The sequence below is a fragment of the Luteolibacter yonseiensis genome (assembly GCF_016595465.1).
GTDB lineage: Bacteria > Verrucomicrobiota > Verrucomicrobiia > Verrucomicrobiales > Akkermansiaceae > Luteolibacter > Luteolibacter yonseiensis.
Window position 1 is genome coordinate 21,076 of the sequence record NZ_JAENIK010000011.1, and the last position, 20,523, is coordinate 41,598.

Annotated in this window: 21 protein-coding genes; 10 read left to right on the plus strand and 11 right to left on the minus strand. The window is 60.8% G+C overall.

Annotation, left to right across the window (positions count from 1 at the left end; translation table 11 throughout):
* Positions 1-17: 17 nt before the first annotated feature.
* The 3 genes from JIN84_RS09760 to JIN84_RS09770 form a co-directional block, all read right to left on the minus strand.
* The gene (locus JIN84_RS09760) at positions 18-422 is read right to left on the minus strand and encodes a hypothetical protein (RefSeq protein ID WP_200350865.1); all 405 of its coding nucleotides are present in this window, start codon (positions 420-422) and stop codon (positions 18-20) included.
* A 47-nt stretch (positions 423-469) separates the two neighbouring features.
* Positions 470-2,206 carry an ATP-binding cassette domain-containing protein gene (locus JIN84_RS23370; RefSeq protein ID WP_200350866.1) on the minus strand — a complete coding sequence of 579 codons (1,737 nt, stop codon included), beginning with the start codon at positions 2,204-2,206 and terminating at the stop codon, positions 470-472.
* Positions 2,207-2,281: 75 nt separating this feature from the next.
* Positions 2,282-2,752 (minus strand): iron-sulfur cluster assembly scaffold protein, encoded by a 471-nt coding sequence (locus JIN84_RS09770; protein WP_200350867.1) that lies wholly within the window; start codon positions 2,750-2,752, stop codon positions 2,282-2,284.
* 178 nt (positions 2,753-2,930) lie between these two features.
* On the opposite strand from JIN84_RS09770, the gene JIN84_RS09775 reads away from it, so the two are divergent.
* Complete coding sequence (locus JIN84_RS09775; protein ID WP_200350868.1) at positions 2,931-3,950, plus strand: acyltransferase family protein; 1,020 nt, start codon at positions 2,931-2,933, stop codon at positions 3,948-3,950.
* 13 nt (positions 3,951-3,963) lie between these two features.
* On the opposite strand, the gene JIN84_RS09780 is transcribed toward JIN84_RS09775, so the two are convergent.
* From JIN84_RS09780 to JIN84_RS09800, 5 genes are all read right to left on the minus strand, one after another.
* Positions 3,964-4,470, minus strand: a complete 507-nt coding sequence (locus JIN84_RS09780) for an energy transducer TonB (RefSeq protein ID WP_200350869.1) — start codon at positions 4,468-4,470, stop codon at positions 3,964-3,966.
* Positions 4,471-4,583: 113 nt separating this feature from the next.
* A complete protein-coding gene (gene lptB, locus JIN84_RS09785; RefSeq protein WP_425563427.1) occupies positions 4,584-5,366 on the minus strand; it encodes an LPS export ABC transporter ATP-binding protein in 783 nt (260 codons plus the stop codon).
* A gap of 48 nt (positions 5,367-5,414) precedes the next feature.
* The gene (locus tag JIN84_RS09790) at positions 5,415-6,749 is read right to left on the minus strand and encodes a hypothetical protein (RefSeq protein ID WP_200350870.1); all 1,335 of its coding nucleotides are present in this window, start codon (positions 6,747-6,749) and stop codon (positions 5,415-5,417) included.
* Positions 6,750-6,760: 11 nt separating this feature from the next.
* A complete protein-coding gene (kdsA, locus tag JIN84_RS09795; protein ID WP_200350871.1) occupies positions 6,761-7,579 on the minus strand; it encodes a 3-deoxy-8-phosphooctulonate synthase in 819 nt (272 codons plus the stop codon).
* Between the two features lie 32 nt (positions 7,580-7,611).
* Positions 7,612-7,884 (minus strand): DUF1844 domain-containing protein, encoded by a 273-nt coding sequence (locus JIN84_RS09800; protein ID WP_200350872.1) that lies wholly within the window; start codon positions 7,882-7,884, stop codon positions 7,612-7,614.
* Between the two features lie 226 nt (positions 7,885-8,110).
* Between JIN84_RS09800 and JIN84_RS09805 the strand changes: the two genes are divergently transcribed.
* A complete protein-coding gene (locus JIN84_RS09805; RefSeq protein WP_200350873.1) occupies positions 8,111-10,348 on the plus strand; it encodes an MGH1-like glycoside hydrolase domain-containing protein in 2,238 nt (745 codons plus the stop codon).
* Between the two features lie 109 nt (positions 10,349-10,457).
* On the opposite strand, the gene JIN84_RS09810 is transcribed toward JIN84_RS09805, so the two are convergent.
* Entirely contained in the window at positions 10,458-11,057 is a 600-nt protein-coding gene (locus JIN84_RS09810; RefSeq protein ID WP_200350874.1) for a hypothetical protein, read from the minus strand.
* Between the two features lie 494 nt (positions 11,058-11,551).
* On the opposite strand from JIN84_RS09810, the gene JIN84_RS09815 reads away from it, so the two are divergent.
* The 6 genes from JIN84_RS09815 (at position 11,552) to JIN84_RS09840 (ending at position 17,354) form a co-directional block, all read left to right on the plus strand.
* Positions 11,552-11,710, plus strand: coding sequence for a hypothetical protein (locus JIN84_RS09815; RefSeq protein WP_200350875.1), 159 nt, complete (start codon positions 11,552-11,554; stop codon positions 11,708-11,710).
* Between the two features lie 163 nt (positions 11,711-11,873).
* On the plus strand, positions 11,874-12,095 hold the full coding sequence (locus JIN84_RS09820; RefSeq protein ID WP_200350876.1) for a hypothetical protein: 222 nt from the start codon (positions 11,874-11,876) through the stop codon (positions 12,093-12,095).
* Between the two features lie 100 nt (positions 12,096-12,195).
* Positions 12,196-13,620, plus strand: coding sequence for a 3-isopropylmalate dehydratase large subunit (gene leuC / locus JIN84_RS09825; RefSeq protein ID WP_200350877.1), 1,425 nt, complete (start codon positions 12,196-12,198; stop codon positions 13,618-13,620).
* 11 nt (positions 13,621-13,631) lie between these two features.
* Complete coding sequence (locus tag JIN84_RS09830; protein WP_200350878.1) at positions 13,632-14,690, plus strand: TraB/GumN family protein; 1,059 nt, start codon at positions 13,632-13,634, stop codon at positions 14,688-14,690.
* 113 nt (positions 14,691-14,803) lie between these two features.
* Positions 14,804-15,406 carry a 3-isopropylmalate dehydratase small subunit gene (gene leuD / locus JIN84_RS09835; protein WP_200350879.1) on the plus strand — a complete coding sequence of 201 codons (603 nt, stop codon included), beginning with the start codon at positions 14,804-14,806 and terminating at the stop codon, positions 15,404-15,406.
* Positions 15,407-15,716: 310 nt separating this feature from the next.
* Complete coding sequence (locus JIN84_RS09840; protein ID WP_200350880.1) at positions 15,717-17,354, plus strand: ArnT family glycosyltransferase; 1,638 nt, start codon at positions 15,717-15,719, stop codon at positions 17,352-17,354.
* 11 nt (positions 17,355-17,365) lie between these two features.
* Here the strand turns inward: JIN84_RS09840 and JIN84_RS09845 are convergent, their stop codons facing one another.
* Positions 17,366-17,773 carry a DoxX family protein gene (locus tag JIN84_RS09845; RefSeq protein ID WP_200350881.1) on the minus strand — a complete coding sequence of 136 codons (408 nt, stop codon included), beginning with the start codon at positions 17,771-17,773 and terminating at the stop codon, positions 17,366-17,368.
* A gap of 16 nt (positions 17,774-17,789) precedes the next feature.
* Positions 17,790-18,500: a YebC/PmpR family DNA-binding transcriptional regulator gene (locus tag JIN84_RS09850; protein ID WP_200350882.1), complete on the minus strand. Its 711-nt coding sequence runs from the start codon at positions 18,498-18,500 to the stop codon at positions 17,790-17,792.
* Between the two features lie 246 nt (positions 18,501-18,746).
* Between JIN84_RS09850 and JIN84_RS09855 the strand changes: the two genes are divergently transcribed.
* Both JIN84_RS09855 and JIN84_RS09860 read left to right on the plus strand, forming a co-directional pair.
* Positions 18,747-19,826 carry a M20/M25/M40 family metallo-hydrolase gene (locus JIN84_RS09855; RefSeq protein ID WP_200350883.1) on the plus strand — a complete coding sequence of 360 codons (1,080 nt, stop codon included), beginning with the start codon at positions 18,747-18,749 and terminating at the stop codon, positions 19,824-19,826.
* Positions 19,827-19,959: 133 nt separating this feature from the next.
* Positions 19,960-20,520 (plus strand): hypothetical protein, encoded by a 561-nt coding sequence (locus tag JIN84_RS09860; protein WP_200350884.1) that lies wholly within the window; start codon positions 19,960-19,962, stop codon positions 20,518-20,520.
* The last annotated feature ends 3 nt before the right edge of the window (positions 20,521-20,523 follow it).

Consider the following 20,523-nt stretch of genomic DNA (forward strand, 5'->3'; position numbering starts at 1 on the left):
GGAGGGGTGGGGTCTTGTCACAGGCGGTTCACTCCGGTGGCCACGGCGATGCCGCCTTGCTTGAATTTCACACGGAACGCGTATTTCTGCTTCGAGTCGATGTTGAGCTTGCTGAATTCCGGCGGAATCTCGATGCCCACGAACTCATCCCCGCCCGGCGAGTCCACCTTCACGCTGACGAGCTGGCCGCGATCCGAGGTCCACTGGAGCTTCTCGTCGATCTGTCCCTCCACGACGTATTCGTTCCCACGCAGGCTGTTGCCGTTTTCCAGCAGTTCGTCGACGCTGAGTTTCGCGACATCCCCGAAGCCGGAGGACTTTTTGCCGATGAGGGATTTCCCGGCAATGACGGCCAAGGCGATGGCGACGACGGCACCGATGATGATGCCGGGATGGATGTTCGAACTTGCGCGGCGGGCCATGGTTTTTCGGAGGGTTGGTGGAAAGATGGAGGAAATGCTGGAAGAAATCAATCCCACTGCGGGCGGCGGGCACCGGCCCATGTGGCGATGAGTGCGACGACGATATGGGCACCCAGCGCGTAGAGGCATGCTTCCTGGGCGGACAGGCTGGTGTCGATGACGGATTTCACCGCGTCGTGCACCTGTGTTTGCAACGCCTCGACCGAGCCGGACCATGCCCAGTAGGCGGAAATGAACGGACGGGTGAAGATCTCCACACTCTCAGGCAGTGCGAGCACCGCGCCGGAAAGGGGAAGTTGGAAACCAACGAGATAGATCGAGAGCAGCGATGCCTGCTCGGCGGTGCGCATGAGCGAGGAGACGGCAAGGCAGATCGCCGTCATGGCCGCGTTCACCAGCAGCAGGAAGCCCGCGTGCTGGATGAAATCCCCTCGGAACGTGCCAAAGAAATTCACGAAAAACGCCATCCACAGAGACTGGCCGATGACGAGGCACGCGAGAAACGCCACCTTCGAGGTCAGGTAGGCCGACGGCCTCAGCCCTCCGAATTTTTCCTTTTCGTAAATCGGCCGCTCTCCGGCGATCTCCCGCGCGGAATTGTTCGATCCCATCAGGGAAAGCAGCACCACCTGGAACATGATGATTCCGGAAATGGCCGAGCCGACCTTGGCCTGGTCCGAGCGCACGCTCTGTTGTTCCTGGATCTCCGCCATCAGGTCGTCCGACCTCGTGTCAGAGAACCGCCGGATGTTTCCTGATGCCTTCTCACTGAAAATCGTGACAAGCACGGGGAATATCAGGATGATCGCCAGTTGGAGAAACACCTGCCCCCGATCCCGGAAAAAGATCCGCCAGCGGCGGGACAGAAGGGTGGCGAACTGCGTGAAGAAGCCCGGCAGCGCCACGTCCTTCGACTCCGCAGGCTCATCCGCGCCGGGTGCCGCCGGCACGATCAGCTCGCCCGTGTTCATCAGGCGGGCGCGGTTCTTATCCATCATCTTCTGGTAGGATTCGCTGTGCTTCTGCCATGACGAGTGCCAGCGTTCCGAGGGCTGGGTCGCGAGCCGGGGATAAATTTCCTCGGTATCGTTCACGGAAAAATAATGCGTCATCTGGTCCGGTGGGCCATGGAAGGCCACCCGGCCCTCGTGCAGTACCAGAATGGAGTCGTAAAGTTCCAGATGAGCCAGCGAATGGGTCACGGAAAGCACGATCCGCCCGTCCTTGCGCGAGAGATCATACATCAATCGCACGATCTCCCTCTCGGAACGTGGATCGAGACCGGAAGTCACCTCGTCACAAAGCAGGAGCTTCGGATCTGAAACCAGCTCCATCGCCAGTCCGAGACGGCGCTTCTGCCCGCCGGAAAGCACTTTCACACGCCGGTCGCTGATCGGGCGCAGCCCGGTTTCCTCCAGCACGCGGTCGATGCGCTGGTCCAATTCCTCCGTATCTTCGCAACGCACCCGCAGGCGGGTGGCGGCTTCCACGGACTCGTCCACCGTCAGCGGGTCGTAGGCGATGGAGAACTGGGGGACATAACCGATTTCCGAAGGAGAGAAATCCCCTTCCTTCGACAGGTCCCGACCATCCCAGAAAAGTGCTCCGCCGGATTCCGGGTTCAGTCCGGCGATGGTTTTCAACAAAGTTGTCTTGCCGCACCCGGAAGGTCCCACAATCGCCATGAAATGTCCTTTTGGCACACGGATCGACACCCGATCCACAAGTGGCACATCCTCTCCGTCTTTACGAATGGCGAAACTGACTTCTTTGAGCTCTAGCACGAGATGATTGGGGCTGAAGAATAACTAACGGCGCGGGGGCGGGATCTTTATCGTCTTCTTTCAAAAATAAACACATCAATCGATCGGCACGATGCGAAGGTTGCCGCCGGGCTTTTGATTCAGCGCGGAGGACAGCGTCGGAGACATGTTGCCGGTCGTTGGCGCGGCAGCGGGGGCGTCGTTGTCCAAGGCATTCCGCAGCGCGCCTTCCACGAGCTGGCCGCAGTGGATTTTCATCGGCGGGAGCGGTCCCAAATCTCCTGTGAGTTCCTGGGCGGTGAGAATTTTCGCTTCATCCGCGGTCTTTCCACGCAGGAGCTCCGTGGCCATCGAAGCCACCGCGATGGCGGTTTGACAGCCGAATGCCTGGAACGACGCGCGGTCGATCACCCGCTTGCCGTCTTTCTCGGTGAATTTCAGCCACATCCGCAGCATGTCGCCACACTCCGGCGATCCGACGGTGCCCACGGCATCAGCATCGGCGAGCTCGCCCTGATTGAGCGGGTTGGCCAGCGCCTCCTTCACTTTTGTTTCGAAAGAACTCATTTTGTTAGGAGGATTCTCGGCGAAAAACCCACAATTACGAGACAAACCTCAGCCATCGGCCACGGTGCCCGGATCCGGGGCATGAACGGCTCGGGATGCCGGCCGGTCCACCGGATTAATGAATCGACCGGAAGAGATTCGCGGATAAAACCCTACCAGCCACCGTGCCGTCCACCGCATGACGGGCCTGAATCCTTTTCTGGCGGTGGTGATCCGCTTCCAACCGCCATTGAGAATGTCCGCGTCCGCCAAATCCCGTCTGGAACTGCTCGATGCTTTGCGCGGAGCGGCGGCGATCGGAGTGACGCTGGTTCATTTCACCGTGGAAATGGAGCCGACCCTGTTCCAGAAGGTCGCGCGGTGGGGATGGACCGGGGTGGTCGTGTTTTTCGTGATCAGCGGCTTCATCATGCCCCACTCGCTGGCCCGCTCCGGTTACCGTTTTCCCAAGGATTATTGGAAGTTCATTTCGAAGCGGATCGTCCGGCTTCATCCGCCTTACTTGCTGACCGTCATGATCCTGATCGGCCTGAACTGGACTTCGGTCTCGTCAGCCTGCAGGCAGTTCGCTCTCCATGCCGGCTTGCTCAACGGGATACTCGGAGTGCCATGGCTGAGCCAGGTCTATTGGACGCTGGCGATCGAGTTCCAGTTCTACCTGTTGATCGGCGCACTCGTGCCCATTCTTTTGAATCATCCTAAGGCGGGTCATCGTTTTGTGATCCCCGCGCTCTTGTGTCTGTCGCTCGCTCCGGTATCCTGGAATTGGATCGTCCCCCACCTGCCTTTGTTCATCTTCGGAGTCCTGGTTTTCCTGCGGCACCGTGGAACCATTCCGCCCTTGTTATTTTACGTGGAAATTCTGGCTGCGGCGGCCGCCAGCTACTTCACCTTGGGATTGCCTCAGGCGCTGGTCGGCCTCGCCACAGCCATGTGCGTGACTTTTGTGAACATCAGGATCCCCAGGGTGCTGGTGGATTTCGGGACCATCTCCTATTCGTTGTATCTGCTGCACCCGATCATCGGCGTGTGGGTCGTCCGCGAATCGCACTTCGGAGTGGGAGGCATGCCCGGACAGATCCTGACCGTCGCCGCCGCCCTCGGTGTTTCCTCGCTGGCTGCGTGGGTTTGTTACCGGTGGGTGGAAAGTCCCTCGCAAAGGGCATCGTCGCGGATCCGGTATGATCGGAATCTTTGAGTTTCAGCGGGATTCAATCCAGGCTGAAGTCGAAGGTCTGGGTGAAGGTCATTCTGACGGGCACATTGTTCCTTTTCATCGGCAGATACCGCCAGCGCAGGACCGATTGGACCGCGGCAAGACCGAACTCAGGGCGGGAGGCGTTCTTTACTTTCGCGGAAACCACGGCGCCGTTTTCGTCCACAACGAAAACCAGTTTCGCGAATCCCTCGATCTTCTTTTCTTTCAAGGCTGCCGGATAACGGGGCTGGGACATCAAGATGATCCGTGGGGGTTCATCCAGCCCCCTCCGGTCGGAATGGACGGAGCGGTTGTAATCGTCCAAATCCAGCTCTTTCCTCACCAACAGGCCGTGTTTTCCTTCGCCCATGTCAACTTCCACGAGGGAGCTCTTCGTTTTCAGGCGTTTTCCGGCTGATGGGGTCGGGGCTTTTTCCGGAGCACAACCGGGCAGAGCCGCGAAAATCATGATGCCGAGGAATACGTGAAAATGCGATTTGATGCCGTGCGGCTGTTTCATGCGCGCGAAGTTGGCGATGACCCCGGCACGGTTCAATGAGATTCCGGCGGGAATCTAACTGATCTTTGGGAAATCGTCCCCTTGGCATTGGCGGCGACGCCGCCGTCCCGGCGTCACATCCGGAAATCCTCTCCGAGGTAGTATTTGCGGGCGGTCGGATCATCCACCAGTTCGGCGGAATTTCCTTCCAGGATGACGCGGCCATCATGGATGAGGAAGGCACGGTCGGTGATGCTGAGCGTCTCCCGCACGGAGTGGTCGGTAATCAGAATGGCCAGGCCATCCCGCTCGCGCAGCTCGCGGACGATGCTCTGGATGTCCTCGACCGCGAGAGGATCGATGCCGGCGAACGGCTCGTCGAGCATCAGCAAGGTCGGGTCCGAACAAAGCGAGCGGGCGATGGCGAGGCGGCGCTTTTCCCCACCGGAGAGAGTGATGGCGATGGACTTGGCGAGCCTGGAAATCTTGAACCGCTCCAGCAGTTCGTGCGCGCGGTCCTTGCGGTCCGAGCGGCTGAGGTTCGGACGGGTTTCGAGAATGGCGAGGAGATTGTCCAATACCGAAAGCTTGCGGAAAATCGATTCCTCCTGCGGCAGGTAGCCGAGGCCGAGGCGGGCGCGGCGGTGCATCGGCATTTTTGACAGGTCGTGGCCGTTGAAACAGACGGAGCCGGCGTCCGCCGGGATCAGCCCGGCGATCATGTAGAAGGAGGTGGTTTTGCCAGCGCCGTTCGGTCCCAGCAGGCCGACGATTTCGCGGGGCTGGACGGTGATGGAGACACCGTCGACGACCGCGCGGCCGCCATAGGTCTTGCGCAGGCCGTTGGCGAAGAGCACGGCCTTGTCGGTGTTCGAGCAGGTGGAGCCGGGCGTGTGCGACTTGCAGGGATTCGGGATCACGGGAATGAAGGGGATGGAGCTGAAACGATGGCGACGCCCGGGCGGTTATTTCTTTTTGAGCACTTCCGGCGGAACGTAGAGTTGGAATCCGCCGCCGGGGGTGCTGATCTTGAAATTTTTGAAGTCCGAGACGCGCACCGTATTGCCATCTTTGGTCCCACGCAGGATGGCGTTCCCTTGGCTGAACCACGGCGGGCCGCCGGTGACAACGATCTCTTCGGTTTTGACGTTGTAGGTGAAAACCCTTCCGCTGACTTGAGCGGGAATCTGGCCGGGTTTGAGGTTCTTCTGTTTGATGAGGATGCCGCCTGTCGCGACGATCCGCTCCAGTTCTCCCATTTTTCCGCCGAAATCTCCGAACGGTTTTTTCGATTTGTCTGCTTCGGGAGCTTCCGGGGACTTTTCCGGCTTTTCCGGCTTTTCCGGCTTTTCCGGCTTTTCCGGCTTTTCCGGCTTTTTCCCGAAAAAGAGTTTCACCTCGTCCGCGCCGGTAAGATCGAAATCCGTAGTGGAGGCCCGGACATTCTTCAGGAACGTGCATTGTCCGGCCTCCATGTCGAAGTAGAATCCACCATCGAAATCGATGGTGTTGCCATTTTTGTCCGGAGCGATGTCCGGCGGCTGCGGAACGGGGGTGGGGGCCGGATTTGCGCCAGTTCCGTCGGCGAGAAGGTCCTGTTGATCCAGAAATTCGGTGGCCGCCCGGGTGGCGTCTTCGGATTTTTTCAGAGCCTCGCGCAGCTCCGCCCGGGTCGCCTTGCCTGCCTCGGCGATCGCGGCGGCCTGGGATGGGGAGGCCACCTCCGGTTTTTCCTCGGCTGCGGCGGGAAGCGCTGTGGCAAGAGCCAGGCTGGCGGCTGCGGTGGCGCGGAGGGAGACGGGCTTGGATTTCATGGTCTTCTGGAAATTCTCGGGTAGGGTGGTGGTGCCGGGGCCGTGGAGAAAGCCCTTGCCCCGGAGGAAATCGAAGTGAAGGCCGGTGCCGTGGGTCGTCATGCCATCGATCTTGATTTCCACCGCCTCGTCCGCCACGAGGAGCTGTTTGGTGACAGGTGGTTTCCCCTGTCCCGTCGCGGCCTTCTCCTCGAAGAAGTTGACATTGTTCAGGTTGATGTGGCCGCGGGAGGTCTGGTCCGCGTTGTAAAGCTCTATGGTAACTTCCTTCCCCGCCATCTGGCCGGGGTTGACGAGCGTCATCACCTTCGATCTCAGCACCCCCACGAGTTTGCGGTTCTCGTCGTAACGGGGGATCATGATGCCCTTGAGCTGGCTTCCGTCCGGGAGCAGGCCCAGCATGCCCTCGCTTTTTTTCCCATTGCCTCCGGTCTCCCTTGCGATGGCAGGGGAGACGAGCAGAAGCACTGTGAGGAGGCGGAGCATCGGGAGGAGTGTCAGTGCGAGGCGTGGTGGATGGCGATGAGTTTGACGAGCAGGTCCTCGATAAATTCAAGTGGAATTTGATTGGGACCATCCGAGACGGCGTTCGCAGGATCGGAATGGACCTCCATGAACAGGCCGTCGATGCCGGTGGCCACCGCCGCGCGCGCGAGAACCGGGGCGAGCACGCCATCTCCGCCGGTGGCGCCGCCGAGGCCTCCCGGCCGCTGGACGGAGTGGGTGGCGTCGAAGATGACGGGCAGCCCCTCCTCACGCATCCAGTAGAGCGAGCGCATGTCGACCACGAGATTGTTGTAGCCGAAGGTGGTGCCACGCTCGGTGATGAGGAATTTCTCACATCCGAACGCACGCATTTTCCCGGCGATGTTCACGGTGTCGAGCGGTGCGAGGAACTGGCCTTTCTTGACATTCACGGAGCGGCCGGTCTTCGCGGCGGCTTCGAGCAGGTCGGTCTGGCGGCAGAGGAACGCGGGAATCTGCAGGAGATCCACGAAGCTGGCGGCGATCTCCGCCTGCTCGATGGTGTGGATGTCCGTGGTGACCGGCACACCGAGCTCCTTGCCGATTTCGCCGAGGATCCGGCAGCCTTCCAGCACCCCCGGTCCGCGGAAGGCTCCGACCGAAGTGCGGTTCGCCTTGTCGAACGAGGCCTTGAAAATGAAATGAATGCCGGTGCGGTCGGCTATTTCCTTGAGCGAACGCGCCATGTCCCAGGCGAATTCCTCGGACTCAAGCGCGCATGGGCCGAGAATGAAAAACGGCGCTGGACCGCCGACAGGAACATTGCCGATGTGGAAAGGGTCGAAAGTCATTTGAATGGGTGATCGGTGTGAACGGTTGCGCGTCAGTGCTGGGCGGACGCAAGCGCAGTCTGGTAGAGCGGGCGGAGGTTGTCGAGGGCGGTTGCGAGAAGCTTCTCCTCAGTAGGGGTGAGATTCCCGAGTGTCTTGAAGGAAATCATCTCCAGCGAATCGATGACGGATTTCGCCGCGCGGAGGTTCACCTGCTTTTCCCCGGTGTGCGGATTGGGAATCTGGCCGAGGAAGAGACCGGCGTTCTGGGCCTGGAGGATGACGAATTCATTGAAGCGGGGATCGGCTTCGGGCGCTGCTGACATGGGAGGAGGTTCCTGAGTTTCCGGGAGGATGACAAGAGGGAAGACGCGGGTCCGGCATGCGGCGATTCCGGTATCGAAATTGAAACCGGAGCCGATGGGCCGGGCCTGGCGGGAGGAACCGAACCGGCCGCCGGATCCCCGCGATCCGTCAGCTCCACCCGATTGAGGGGGCGGGTTTCCCTTCCCAAAAAAGCGCGTTGTGGTGGATGACTGTGCTCCGCCACCCATGAAAACCCATTTTCTCATTTCTCTCGCCTGCGCCGCTGCCGGAGCCCTGGCCACGGCGCATCCGATCGGCAACGTCAACCGCTACCTCTCCAACTCGGCACGCACGGATGTCATCGGACCGGACATGTGGACCACCCTCAGGGAGCTCAATGACGGACGTGTCGGTCGCCCGGATACGCCGGAGTCGGGCATGCCGCAGATGCCGGAGGAAAACTGGGGCAGGCCGGGGCTCGGGATGCAGGGCGTGTTCTGCGCCGGTCATCAGACACCATTGGAAAATCTCATCTCCATCGAAACGAGCGAAAAACTCGTGGTGACGCGCCACCAATGGACTCCCGCATGGTCGCTCAGCTATTACCGCGCGCTGCCTTCCGGCAGGCCCGGAACCTCGCCGCTGGCAGGAGCGCTTTCGATCAAGGAAACCAAGTGCGTCACTCCGGAGGACGTGTTCGTCGGTGAGCTGGAAATCCTGAACGACCACAGGGAGGCGGCTCCTTTCGACATCGAGCTGATCCATCCCGGACTCAACCGGACCGGCGGACGCGTCACTTTCACCGCTGTCACGAATGTCGGTGGCATCGCCCGTGACGGCAGGGGTTGGGAAATCAACGGGAGTGGCTGGCTCTCCACCCGTGGCGATATTGATTTTGGTAAAAACCTCATCATCCCGCCACAGCGGACGCTCAGATTGAGATACGCCTTCGCCGTCGATCACGTCGGCACCACGGACGCGGAGGAACGTGTCGCCGCCGCTTTGACGGAGACGGACCCCTTCAAGCGCAATGAAGCGGATTTCAACTCCTGGTTTGTCAAAAACGTCCCGGCGTTCTCCACCAGCGATCCGGACATCCTCAAGCTGTATTATTACCGCTGGTTTCTCGTGAAACGGGCCATCCACGATCCGAAAAAATTCATTCCGGGACATCCCTACAAACGTCCTGCGATTTACGAGAGTCCTATCGGCGACTGGTTCTGCGCGGTCATCGGCCTGCCCATCCCGGTGCAGGTTCAGGAAGTCCGCTGGCTCCGTGACATCACTCCGGGAAAGAATCATATCCTGAACTGGGCGGAAAACGTGCATTATCAATATCGTGAATACCTCCAGTTCACGCCCGCCGCCTTGTGGAACTTCTACAAGATCCACCCGGATGCGGAGATCCTCAACGCCGTGGCCCAGCCCGCCACGGACTACGCGTGGAAGGACGTCCCGGTGCATGGACAGCCGCAGCTTCCGGTACAGCGGGGGAGCTGGCCGACCGGTGCCGAGTACCAGCCGAATTTCTACCAGTTCACCAAGCCCGAGCCGTGGGACTGGCGGCACGACGCGCAGGGGGCGGGCGAGGGGTTTCCGATCGCGGAATCCGTCCGGCTGGACAAGGCCAGCTTCACCATCGCCAATCTTTACGGCGCGGCGAACTTCATGGAACTGCTGGATAACAAAAAGAGCTTCACCGACAGCAGGAACCAGGCGGACCGCATGCTGAAAACCATCGAGGAGAAACACTGGAAGGATGGATTCTTCTACTCCACCGATCCGGAAACCCACGCGCTCGCGGATCAGGCCGCCTGTTATGACGGCTTCCTGCCATTTCTTTTCGGCATGGAAAAGAAGCCGGAATATTTCGCCGCGTTCGACAAATTCTTCGATCCGAAGTGGTTCTGGTCGGAATTCCCCATCACCACCGTCGCGAAAAACAATCCCATGTATTGGAGCGGAAACGCCATCGCGGGGCCGACCGCATCAAGTGTTGAAAAGCCCCATGTCTACCCGTGCAGTTGGAACGGCCCGATGTGGAATTACAACAACTCCGCCATGTGCGAGGCGCTTGGTTCTGTCGCGACTTCGTCGGGCGGAGAGCGCTTCCGTGACGGATGGCTGGAATTCCACCGCCGCTGGTCGGAGAGTCATTTCGTTTATGGAGACCGTTCGGTGCCTTGCGCGATGGAGCATCTGCGGCCTACCGACGGCTCGAACTTCCGCCGCCAGGTGGTCGATTATTTCCACAGCGCGTGGCTGGACTCCACCTTCAGCTACTGGGCGGGGATCCGGGTGACCGACAAGCGCGACAAGGTGATCTTCGATCCGCTCACGAAAGAGGACTTCAGGCTGGAGAATGTTCCTTCCGGAGGTCGCGAGCTGACATTTGTCCAGGAAGGCGGCGTCCGCAGGGTGCTGGGCAAGGATGGGGCCGGTCTGGCGGAAGGGCGGGGGATGTTGGAAATTCCGGTGCGTTGAGACTTCAGGCACCCGGGACCCTCGGTCGCAGGCTTGTCCGAGCGTGCGGTTTTTGATCCGCCCACCGCTGGAGTGCGGGGGGCGCGTCTGCCCCGGCGGCGGCTCCTCCCTAACGGTCAGGAAGTTGCTTGAACCAGGCCTTCACCGGGGGACGGTTCAGCAGGATGAGCGTCAGGACAGGATATGCGGATAAAGCCAACATGCTCCCGACGGCTCCGCCGGTCATGGTGGCGGTCATGGGACTGCTGCCCAAGCCGCTCGTCATCTGCCGCATCGCCGGGAAAACGAACAGGAGTGTGATGGCGAGGTTGAGCGCCTTGGTGGTGATCGATGAAAACGCGTAGATGTTCGACCACTTCAGGGCGGTCTTGCGATGTTTCAAGAGCTGGATGCCCGCGATGATCATCGGGACCGCGACGAGCAGGGTCAGGGTTGATGAGGCGAGGCTCGTCACATGGAATTTCTCCTGCATGGCGGCCTGGGCCTGGATCTGTTGATCCAGCTCGGGAGAGGACGGGAGGAGTTTCATCAACCGGTCCGCGAAGAGAGTGGCGAACAGTCCCCAGAGGCCGCCGAGAATGCCGAGGCCGGCGAATACGAGGTGCAGGATGCCGAACACCTTCACCACCGTCGGTTCGCCGGCGTAGGCATAGGGATTGTGCGACGACTCTTCCGGAAGCGGCGGCAGGTAGGGAGACGGTTCGTTCATGCTGGATGGAATCCTGACGATCTTTGCGTGCCTGTCGAGAACGCAGGCCATGGTGGAAACCGTCGATGTGCGGGCGGGGCGATCATCCTTGGAATTGTGGCGCCGGTGGGTTCCCGCCCGTCGGGACGGCACGGCGGACAAGGGATGGGAGGTCCGGCCATCCGCCTCCGAATCCCTGACGTCGACAAAGTATTGACAACCCTGCAATCCATGCGTCCGCCACGTCTTTTGCCTTGCAGGGATGGGTCGCGCCGCTAGTCTCGCGGCTGACTGACGTGCGATTCCCGCCATTTCAGCAAATAAAAACCAACTCACGACCACATGAAACTTGCCTTCATCGCCGCCGCTGCAGCGCTTTTCGCCGCTTCCTGCTGCCCAAGTTCCGCTCCAGCTCCCAGTCAGCCAGCTTACGTGGCCCCATCGAAATAATTTCTCCCGCCCGGCGTGAGTCATCGCCGGGCATCCACACTCTCAAAACCTGCTCCATAGCCATCATGATCCGTATCCTCACCGCACTCGTCGCTTCCGTCTTCGCGCTTCTCTCCGCCTCGTGCTGCTGCACCGGCGAGCCAAAAGCTCCGGGCCTCCGTCCTCTTCCACAGTTCCAGGAGATCCAGACCACCACTTCCCAGGAAGTGAACTACTCGAAGTAATTCGACATCCCTTTCGTTTCACGAAAAACCATCGCGCGCCCTTCCGGTCTCCGGAGGGGCGCTTTTTTTTCCGGGGCCGGCCCCGACATACGTCATCGCGTACGTCTGGAACAGGCTTTTTGGATTTTAACGAGGTCTGTTGTTTGCTATCGGGATGTCTGTCATGAAGCACGCCCCCCTCCCCAAGACGGAATCCCGGTTTGCCGGCACACGGCGCTACTACCATCGCGCTGGCTCGAACCACCCCCGCACGTGGGACGAGTGGGTGGGTGACACCCCTCCCAAATCCGACAAGACCAGGAACTGGCCGAAAATCATCGGAATCGCCGCCGCCGTGCTCGCACTGGTGGCGATCCTCGCCGGGTTGACGTCCGAACTGGTCTGATTTCCAAGCCCTTTCTGCCGCGGAATTACATGTGGCTTTGACATTCCCGCCGCATATGGGCAATTTCCCGCCCCGCCGCGAACCACGGCGGATTTCAACCATGGGTAAAAGCCTCTTCCAAAAAGTCTGGGACGCTCACACCGTCGGAACTCTCGCCGACGGCCGCACGCAACTCTTCATCGGCACGCACCTCATTCACGAGGTCACCTCACCCCAAGCGTTCGGCATGCTCCGCGATCTCGGACTGAGCGTGAAATTTCCTCAGCGCACCTTCGCCACCATCGACCACATCGTCCCGACCATCAATCAGGACCAGCCTGCGGATCCCCTCGCGGCGGAGATGATCGATGCGATCCGCAAGAACTGCGACGACTTCGGTGTCACCTATTTCGACCTCGCTTCCGGAAAGCAAGGCGTCGTGCACGTTGTCGGTCCTGAACAAGGCATCACCCAGCCCGGCACGACCATCGCCTGCGGCGACTCGCACACCGCGACGCACGGCGCGTTCGGCGCGATCGCGTTCGGCATCGGCACGAGCCAGGTCCGCGACGTGCTCGCCAGCCAGACCATCGCCCTCCAGGAAATGAAGGTCCGCCGCATCGAGGTGAATGGCGATCTCCGTCCCGGCGTCTATGCGAAGGACGTCATCCTCCACATCATCCGCCTTCTCGGCGCGAACGGCGGCATCGGCTACGCCTATGAGTATGCGGGAGACGTTTTCGACCGCATGTCCATGGAGGAGCGCATGACCGTTTGCAACATGTCCATCGAAGGTGGCGCCCGCTGCGGCTACGTGAACCCGGACGCGAAGACCATCGCCTACCTGAGCGGCCGTCCCTATGTCGACATGAGCGACTTCGACGCCACCGCCGCCCGCTGGCTGTCATTCGCCTCCGATGCGGATGCCGTTTTCGACGACATCGTGAAAATCAACGCGTCCGACATCGAGCCGACCGTCACCTGGGGAATCTCCCCGGACCACGGCATCTTCATCTCCGAAAACATCCCGGATCCCGCGAAAGCCGCGACCCCGCAGGAGAAGGCAACCATCGAGGAAGCCCTCGCCTACATGAAACTCGCCGCGGGTACGCCGATCAAGGGTGTGAAAATCGACGTCGCATTCATCGGCTCCTGTACGAACGGCCGTATTTCGGATTTCCGCGAGGTCGCGAAATTCATCCAAGGCCACAAGGTCGCGCCAGGCGTGCAGGCCATCGTCGTTCCCGGCTCCCAGGTCGTCGCCATCCAGGCTGAAAAGGAAGGACTGCCGAAAATCTTCACCGATGCCGGCTTCGAGTGGCGCGGCGCGGGTTGCTCCATGTGCCTCGCGATGAATCCGGACAAGCTCGTCGGCGACCAACTCTGCGCGTCGTCCTCGAACCGCAACTTCAAGGGCCGCCAGGGTTCTCCGACCGGTCGGACCGTGCTGATGTCGCCGGTGATGGTGGCCGCCGCGGCCATCCAAGGTTCTTTGGCCGACGCCCGCGAGGTCTTCGATCTCGAAGCTCCCGCCGCCGTAGCCTGATTCCCGCCGCCATGAGCCGTTCCGCGAAAAAACCGCCGATGACCGCCGCCGGGCATCTCGAAGGAGAGCGCCCGCCGGAGATCCGCCGTGGCTTCGTGGGCGGAAGGGGAGGTCGTGGCTTGTTTTCCAGCCACTCCCTCCGCGCGGTCCGGATGTCACTCGTCATGGTTCTGACGCTTGGTGGCATCGCCGGATCATCCCTGGCCGCCGCCCCGGAGCATCCGGTCAAGCCGCTGCTGTGGAAAGTGGAGGGAGATGGACTGAAGCAACCGTCCTATTTGTTCGGCACCATCCATCTTTCCGTTCCGCCCGTCGGGACGCTGCATCCTGCCGCGGAGACGGCGTTCAAGGCGGCGGATGTCGTTTGCACCGAGATCCCTTTGGACACCGCCACCCAGATGGAGATTGTTCCGATGCTGATGCGCAAGGACGGCAAAACACTGGACGAGTCCATTGGCGACAAGCTTGCCAAGGAACTGAACGACGAGCTGAAACAGGTCAATCCGCAGCTCGACTCGACACCTTTCCAGAGTCTGAAGACATGGGGTGTGGCGGTGACCGTGCCCATGCTTCCGTACCAGCTGAAAGGAGAGCAGCCCCTCGACGCGAAGATATGGGAACGGGCCACGAAAGAAGGGAAGGCCACCGGCTCGCTGGAAACGGTGGCAAGCCAGTTGAAGCTGTTCGAGGATTTCACCGAGGCCGAACAGACCAGTATGTTGGGGGATGTCCTGAAGCAGCTCCGTGAAGACCGGGAGGCTGGGACGGACGCCACCGCAAGCCTCATCGCCGCCTATGTTTCCGGCGACGAAAAGCGGGTCCTGGATGAGGTGAACAAATCCATGCAGCGCAGCGCCGAAGGCGAGAACAAGGAGCTGGGCGAGCGCTTCATGAAACGTTTCCTCACCGACCGGGACGCCGCGATTGCCTCCGTCATCGACGAAAAACTGAAGGGCTCGCCGGACAAGACACATTTTTTCGCGGTGGGCGCCGCCCATCTCACCGGCAAACCCGGCATTCCCGGCCAACTGATCACCAAAGGCTACCGCATCACCCGCATTACCGAATGAAACCTTCTTCCAGGTGATGAACTCCAATTTGTCATCCTGGATCCGGCCGGATGATTCCTGTCCGGCCTGATTCCCATATTCCATCTCCAATCCAATCTCTCATCTCCACCACCATGGCACTCGATCCCGTCCCCACCGTCACAGGCCGCGCCGTCTTCATCCCCGGCGCAGACATTGATACCGACCGCATCATCCCGGCTCGTTTCATGAAATGCGTCACCTTCGACGGCCTCGGCGAATTCGCGTTCTACGACGTCCGCTATGATTCGGAAACGGGTGAAAAAACCAACCACCCTCTCAACGATCCGCGTTTCAGCGAAGCCTCCATCCTCGTCGCGGGTGTGAACTTCGGTTGCGGTTCTTCCCGTGAACACGCCCCGCAGTCGCTCCGGAAATATGGTTTCAACGGCATCATCGCCGAGTCCTTCGCGGAGATTTTCTATGGCAACTCCACCACACTCGCCATGCCCTGTGTGATGGCCGGTGCCGCCGACATCGTCGCCCTGCAGAATGCCATCGAGGCGGATCCCGCGGTTGAGGTCACCATCGATGTGAAGGACCTCAAGGTGCGTACTTCCAGCGGTCTCGACATCCCGGTGACGATGCCGGACTCCGCGCGCGAGGCGCTGCTTTCCGGTCGCTGGGATCCGATCCAGGAGCTGCTCGATAATGACAAGGCCATCGAGAAGAAGGCCGTCGAACTGCACTACGTGTGAGTTGGCTTCGGACCCGCAGGAATCTTCTCCTATTCCCGCCGTCCGGATTCGTCGGAATGAAAAGCCCGGACCCCGTTCTCCTGCATCGCGCGGCGAGTGATGTGGGACCACGTGTTCCAACCCGGCACTTGGTCCGCAGGCGCTCCACTTTCAAGTTGCGGAGGGGTGGGGCGGGTTTGCTAGGGTGTGTGTGATGCAGGAGAAGGACACGGCAGGGGTTGGGGGCGGAAAGCGCGCGTGGTGGCCGTTCCTGTGGATCGTGGTGGCCAGCGCCGCGGCGCATTTATGGTGCCTCGGATCACAATTCTACATGGATGACATTCCGGCGATCCTTGAGAACGAGGCGATCCGCACCGGGGCGTTCTGGAACACGAAAACCCAGCTTTGGACGAACATGTGGTATTTCCTGGAGGCCCGGGTTTTCGGGTTTTCTCCTGCCGGCTTCCATGCGGTGAACTGGCTGCTGCACACCGCGGTCGCGTGCGTGTTGTTCGGCCTCGGCCGGGACCTGTTGCGGGGGAAATGGCCTGCGGGTGTGGCGTGGTTCGGAGCGCTGCTGTTCGCGGTGCATCCGTTGGCGAGCGAGATTCCCAACTACGCGCGGACACAGGATCTGGCGTGGGTCACGCTCTTTTCACTTCTGGCCGCATGGGCGATGCTGCGCTACCTGGGCGAGGGTGGATGGGAACTCGTGAGAGGTGAGGACGGGCAGATCCCGGTTTTTCAAAAAACCCACCGGTGGCGGAAACTCGTCTGGTGCGCGCTCGCGGTGGCTGGCGCGACATTTTCCAAAGGACCCGGATTCCTCCATGCGGTGATGGCGGTGGCCATGGTGGTGCTTGCATTTTTTCCGAAGGGCGGGAAACGGGCATGGCCGTGGATCGCGGGACTGGCGGTTCTGGGGCTGCTGGTGGTCTGGGGCGCGGGGATTTTTGGCAACGCGCTGAACGGGCTGGCCCGGTGGCAGGAGCCGAGATTCATCGGGCATGGTTATACCGTGGCGCGGGTGTTTTGGGAATTCGCGTGGCGGTCCGTGGTGCCGGTGGCGCTCAGTGCGGACCACCACATCGCCGAGACACTGGTGCCGAAGGGGGTGGGCTATTGGAACGTGCCGGACCGCGTGGCGATTGCTTCCGCATGGGGGATGCTCGCGCTGGGTGCGCTCGGGGTGGTGCTCGCCTGTCGCGAAAAGTGGCGGGTGTTGGGAGTGTGTCTGGCACTTTTCGTGGGCACGATTGCTTTCCGGGTGTTTTATCTGATTCCGGAGTTCATGCCGGAATACCGGATTTATCCCGGCCTGCCCTGGTTCTGCCTTGGTGCGGCGGTGGTGCTGGCGGCGGCGTGGCAGTGGCTGTTCGCTCATGTCTCCCCACGGGGTGCGGTCGTGGTCCTGCTGGGCGGACTGGCGGTTTTGTCCGCGCAACGGTCCTTTCTCTGGCACGATCTGGACCTGCTCATGAAGGATGTGCTGAGGCAGTATCCCGCACAGGCGCGGGCGATCTGGGAACTGCAGGACCGGGATCTCAAGGCGGGGAGATGGCAGGAGGTGATCGCAAGGCACGAGAGGGACTTTCCGGAGGTGCGGCGCAGGTTCATCGCCAGTCTCGGTGCGCTGGCTCCCGCCCGGGAACTGCCCACAGGCCATTTCACCTTGGCCGAGACCGCCTGCATGGGGCGCTACGCACGGGCGGTGGCCCACGTGAAAGGTCCGGCGGAAGGACTGCGCAGGATGGCTGACGTGGAATCCTACCTGCGGTTGCAACGGATCAATCCCAAAACCAATCCCGCCCATTGGAATCATTTCGGCCACGACAAGGCTTTGATCCTGGAAATGGCGGGAGACTACGCCGCAGCCCTGAAGGCGATGGAGCCAAGATCTGGAGAACCGCAAGGCTGGCCGTTTGATTACGAAAGAATCAGGCAAAAGCAGGAAGATGTGACGCCCTAGCGGTCCACCTTTCAGTTGCCATCCACGCTGAATTTTCCGCTGCCGGCGAAGAGGATCGCGAGAAACCCGGCCATATAGATGAAGGCAAGCTCGCCGCTGCCATCTCCTGTGAGTTTCATCTGATGGGTCATGCCCCACGCGACACCCATGGTGATGGCGAGCGTGAGGGCGGCCATGCGGCCCCAGAGTCCGAGCACGAGCAGGATCGCTCCGGCCACCTCACCGGCCACCGCCAAGGAGAGACTGGGCAGGCTACCGATCTTGAGCGGATCCGGAAATTCATGCTTTCCGGAGGTCAGTTTGAGAAGCTTGGGCCAGCCGTGGAGGATCAGCATGGTGAGGCCGAGCCAGAGCCGGAGCAAAAGCAGCGCGAGATCCGTGCTGCGGGGGAGGAATCCGAGGGAGAGGAGGGACTTCATCTGGGGAAAAGGGAAATCAGGCGAGGTTGGTGAAGACGGCTTGCACGTCGTCGTCGTCCTCGATCTTGTCAAGGATCGCCTCCACTTCCTCCATCTGCTCCTCGGTCAGTTCGATCGGCTGGGTCGGCAGCCGCTGGAGGCTGGATTTTGTAGGAATGATGCCGAGCCCTTCGACCGCGTGGGTGAGTTTCGCGAATGCGGCATACTCACCGATGATGGTGACGACGCCGTCATCCACCGAAAGCTCCTCAAGACCCGCGTCGATGAGTTCCAGTTCCAGCTCCTCAAGATCCCGCCCCTCGGGCACGGGAAATTCGATGACCGACTTGCGGTTGAACATGAAATCCAACTGGCCCGAATTCACCAGTTGGCCGCCGTTCTTGTTGAAAATGATCTTCAGGTTGCCGACGGAGCGGTTCGAGTTGTCCGTGGCGCACTCGATGACGAAGAGCGAGCCGTGCGGGCCCTTGCCCTCGTAGGTGATTTCGGAAATGTCCGCCGCGTCCTTGCCTGCCGCGCGCTTGATGGCGTTCTCGATGTTCTCCTTGGAGAGGTTCTGCGCCTTGGCGTTGTTGATGGCCACCCGCAGCGGGGCATTGGACTCCGGGTCCGGGCCGCCGTTCTTCGCGGCCATGGTGATGGATTTCGCGAGTTTCGGGAAAACTTTGGACATGGTGGCCCATCGCGATTCCTTGGCCCGTCGGCGGCATTCGAAGTGTCTTCCCATAAGTTCGGTTGGTTGGAGGAAATTGTCCGGCGGTTCGCCGGGCCGGAGATCTAAACACGCGGGCGGCAGGATGCAAGTGAAGTGCTGCGCGGAATCCGGGCAATCAGGGACCATCCGCAAGGGCCGCGGCCGGAGTTTCCAATTTCGCCACTGTGGAGCTGCGGGTGAAATCTCGCATATGACACAATTTCCGGTCCTCCATTCCCCTTGTCACCTCCGCCCCGTCTGCCTCTACTTTTCCCCGACATGAAAAAAGAAGACCGCGAGTTCCTGTTCCATCTCCTCGAAACCCCCAGCCCCACCGGCTTCGAAATGCGCGGGCAGCAGGTCTGGGCGGATTGGATCCGGAACCACGCGCCGGAGGTCGCATGTGATTCCTACGGCTCCACCTGGGCCACGCTTCCCGGTAAATCGCCACGTGTCGTCATGCTGGAGTCCCACGCCGACGAGATCGGCTACATGATCAAGCACATCGACGAAAAAGGTTTCCTCCGCATCGACCGCATCGGCGGTTCGGACGCCGCCACCGCCCGTGGCCGCCGGCTCACCATTCTCGGAGACAAGGGATTCGTGACCGGCATCATCGGCAATACCGCCATCCACCTCCGCCGGGACGAGGCAGGGTCCGAAAAAGCCCCCGCCGTCCATGATCTCTGGGTGGATGTCGGAGCCTCGTCCGCCGCGGAAGTCGCCGCGCTCGGGCTTCGTGTCGGCCACCCCGCGGTCTATCAGGACGGGCCGATGGAAATCGCACACAAGCGCCTCATCGGCCGCGCCATCGACAACCGCGTCGGCGGTTACATCATCGCCCAGGTGATGAAACGCATCGCCGGGGGGAAAAAGAAACCCGCCTTCACCCTCGTCTGTCTCAATGCCGTGCAGGAGGAGGTCGGTGGCAACGGAGCGATCATGGCGACCTACCGCCTCAAACCGGACGTCTGCGTTTGTCTCGATGTGACCCACGCCACCGACACACCGGGTCTTGATCCGGCGAAATTCGGCAGCGTCAAACTCGGCGGCGGTCCCAGCATCACCCACGGCACCGCGAGCCATCCCCTCGTCGTGCAACGCCTCATCGACGTCGCGGCGGAATCGAAGCTCGCCATCCAGCACGAAGCCAGCAGCCGCTTCACCGGCACGGATACGGACAAGATTTTCCACAGCCGCGAGGGTGTTCCCAGCGCGCTCGTCTCGCTGCCGCTCCGCTGCATGCACTCCGTCGTGGAAACCGCGCACCTTGACGACATCCAGCACACCATCGATCTCCTCACCGACTTCGTGCTTTCTCTCGATGAAAAGGACAGCTTCAGCCAGAGGCTGCGGTAGTCCGCCGGAGTGGTCGCGGAGATTGCGCCTCCGTTATTCCATAAAAATCTTCCGATCCTCGATTGAGTGATGGATTTGGTCCGGCGGGGATGTTAGAGGATCTGTGGGCCAGTCACCCACACCAACGATCCACATGTCTGAAAACCCATACACAGCCCCCCAGACCTTCGACATTCCGCCATCCCAGGATGGAGAGGCGGAACTGATCCGCAAGGAACACCTCAAGACCGAAGCTTCCATCAAATCCATCGGGATACTTTACTATCTCGGCAGTATTGGAATTTTGGTAATCGCTCTCTCCATGCTCATGGCATCGGGTTCTGGCGAAACCGACAATACCGGCGTCGTTGGTGCCGCGGAATTGACGGGGGTGGCATTGCTTGGCGCCCTGGCGGTGTTCCAGTTCGTCACCGGCATGGCCGTCAGGAAGTTCAAGACATGGGCGCGGATCGCGGTAGGGATACTCTCCGGCATCGGACTGTTGGGATTTCCCGTCGGAACCATCATCAATGGCTACATCCTCTATCTGATATTTTCGAAAAAGGGCCAGATGGTCTTCTCCGAGCGTTACAAGGAGATCATCGCCGCAACCCCCCACCTCAGATATAAGACTCCCAAAGTGGTCTGGATCGTTCTGGGGGTTATCGTTGCCATTGTGGTCGTCACCATCGCAGCCTCGGTCCTGGCCAACTGACCG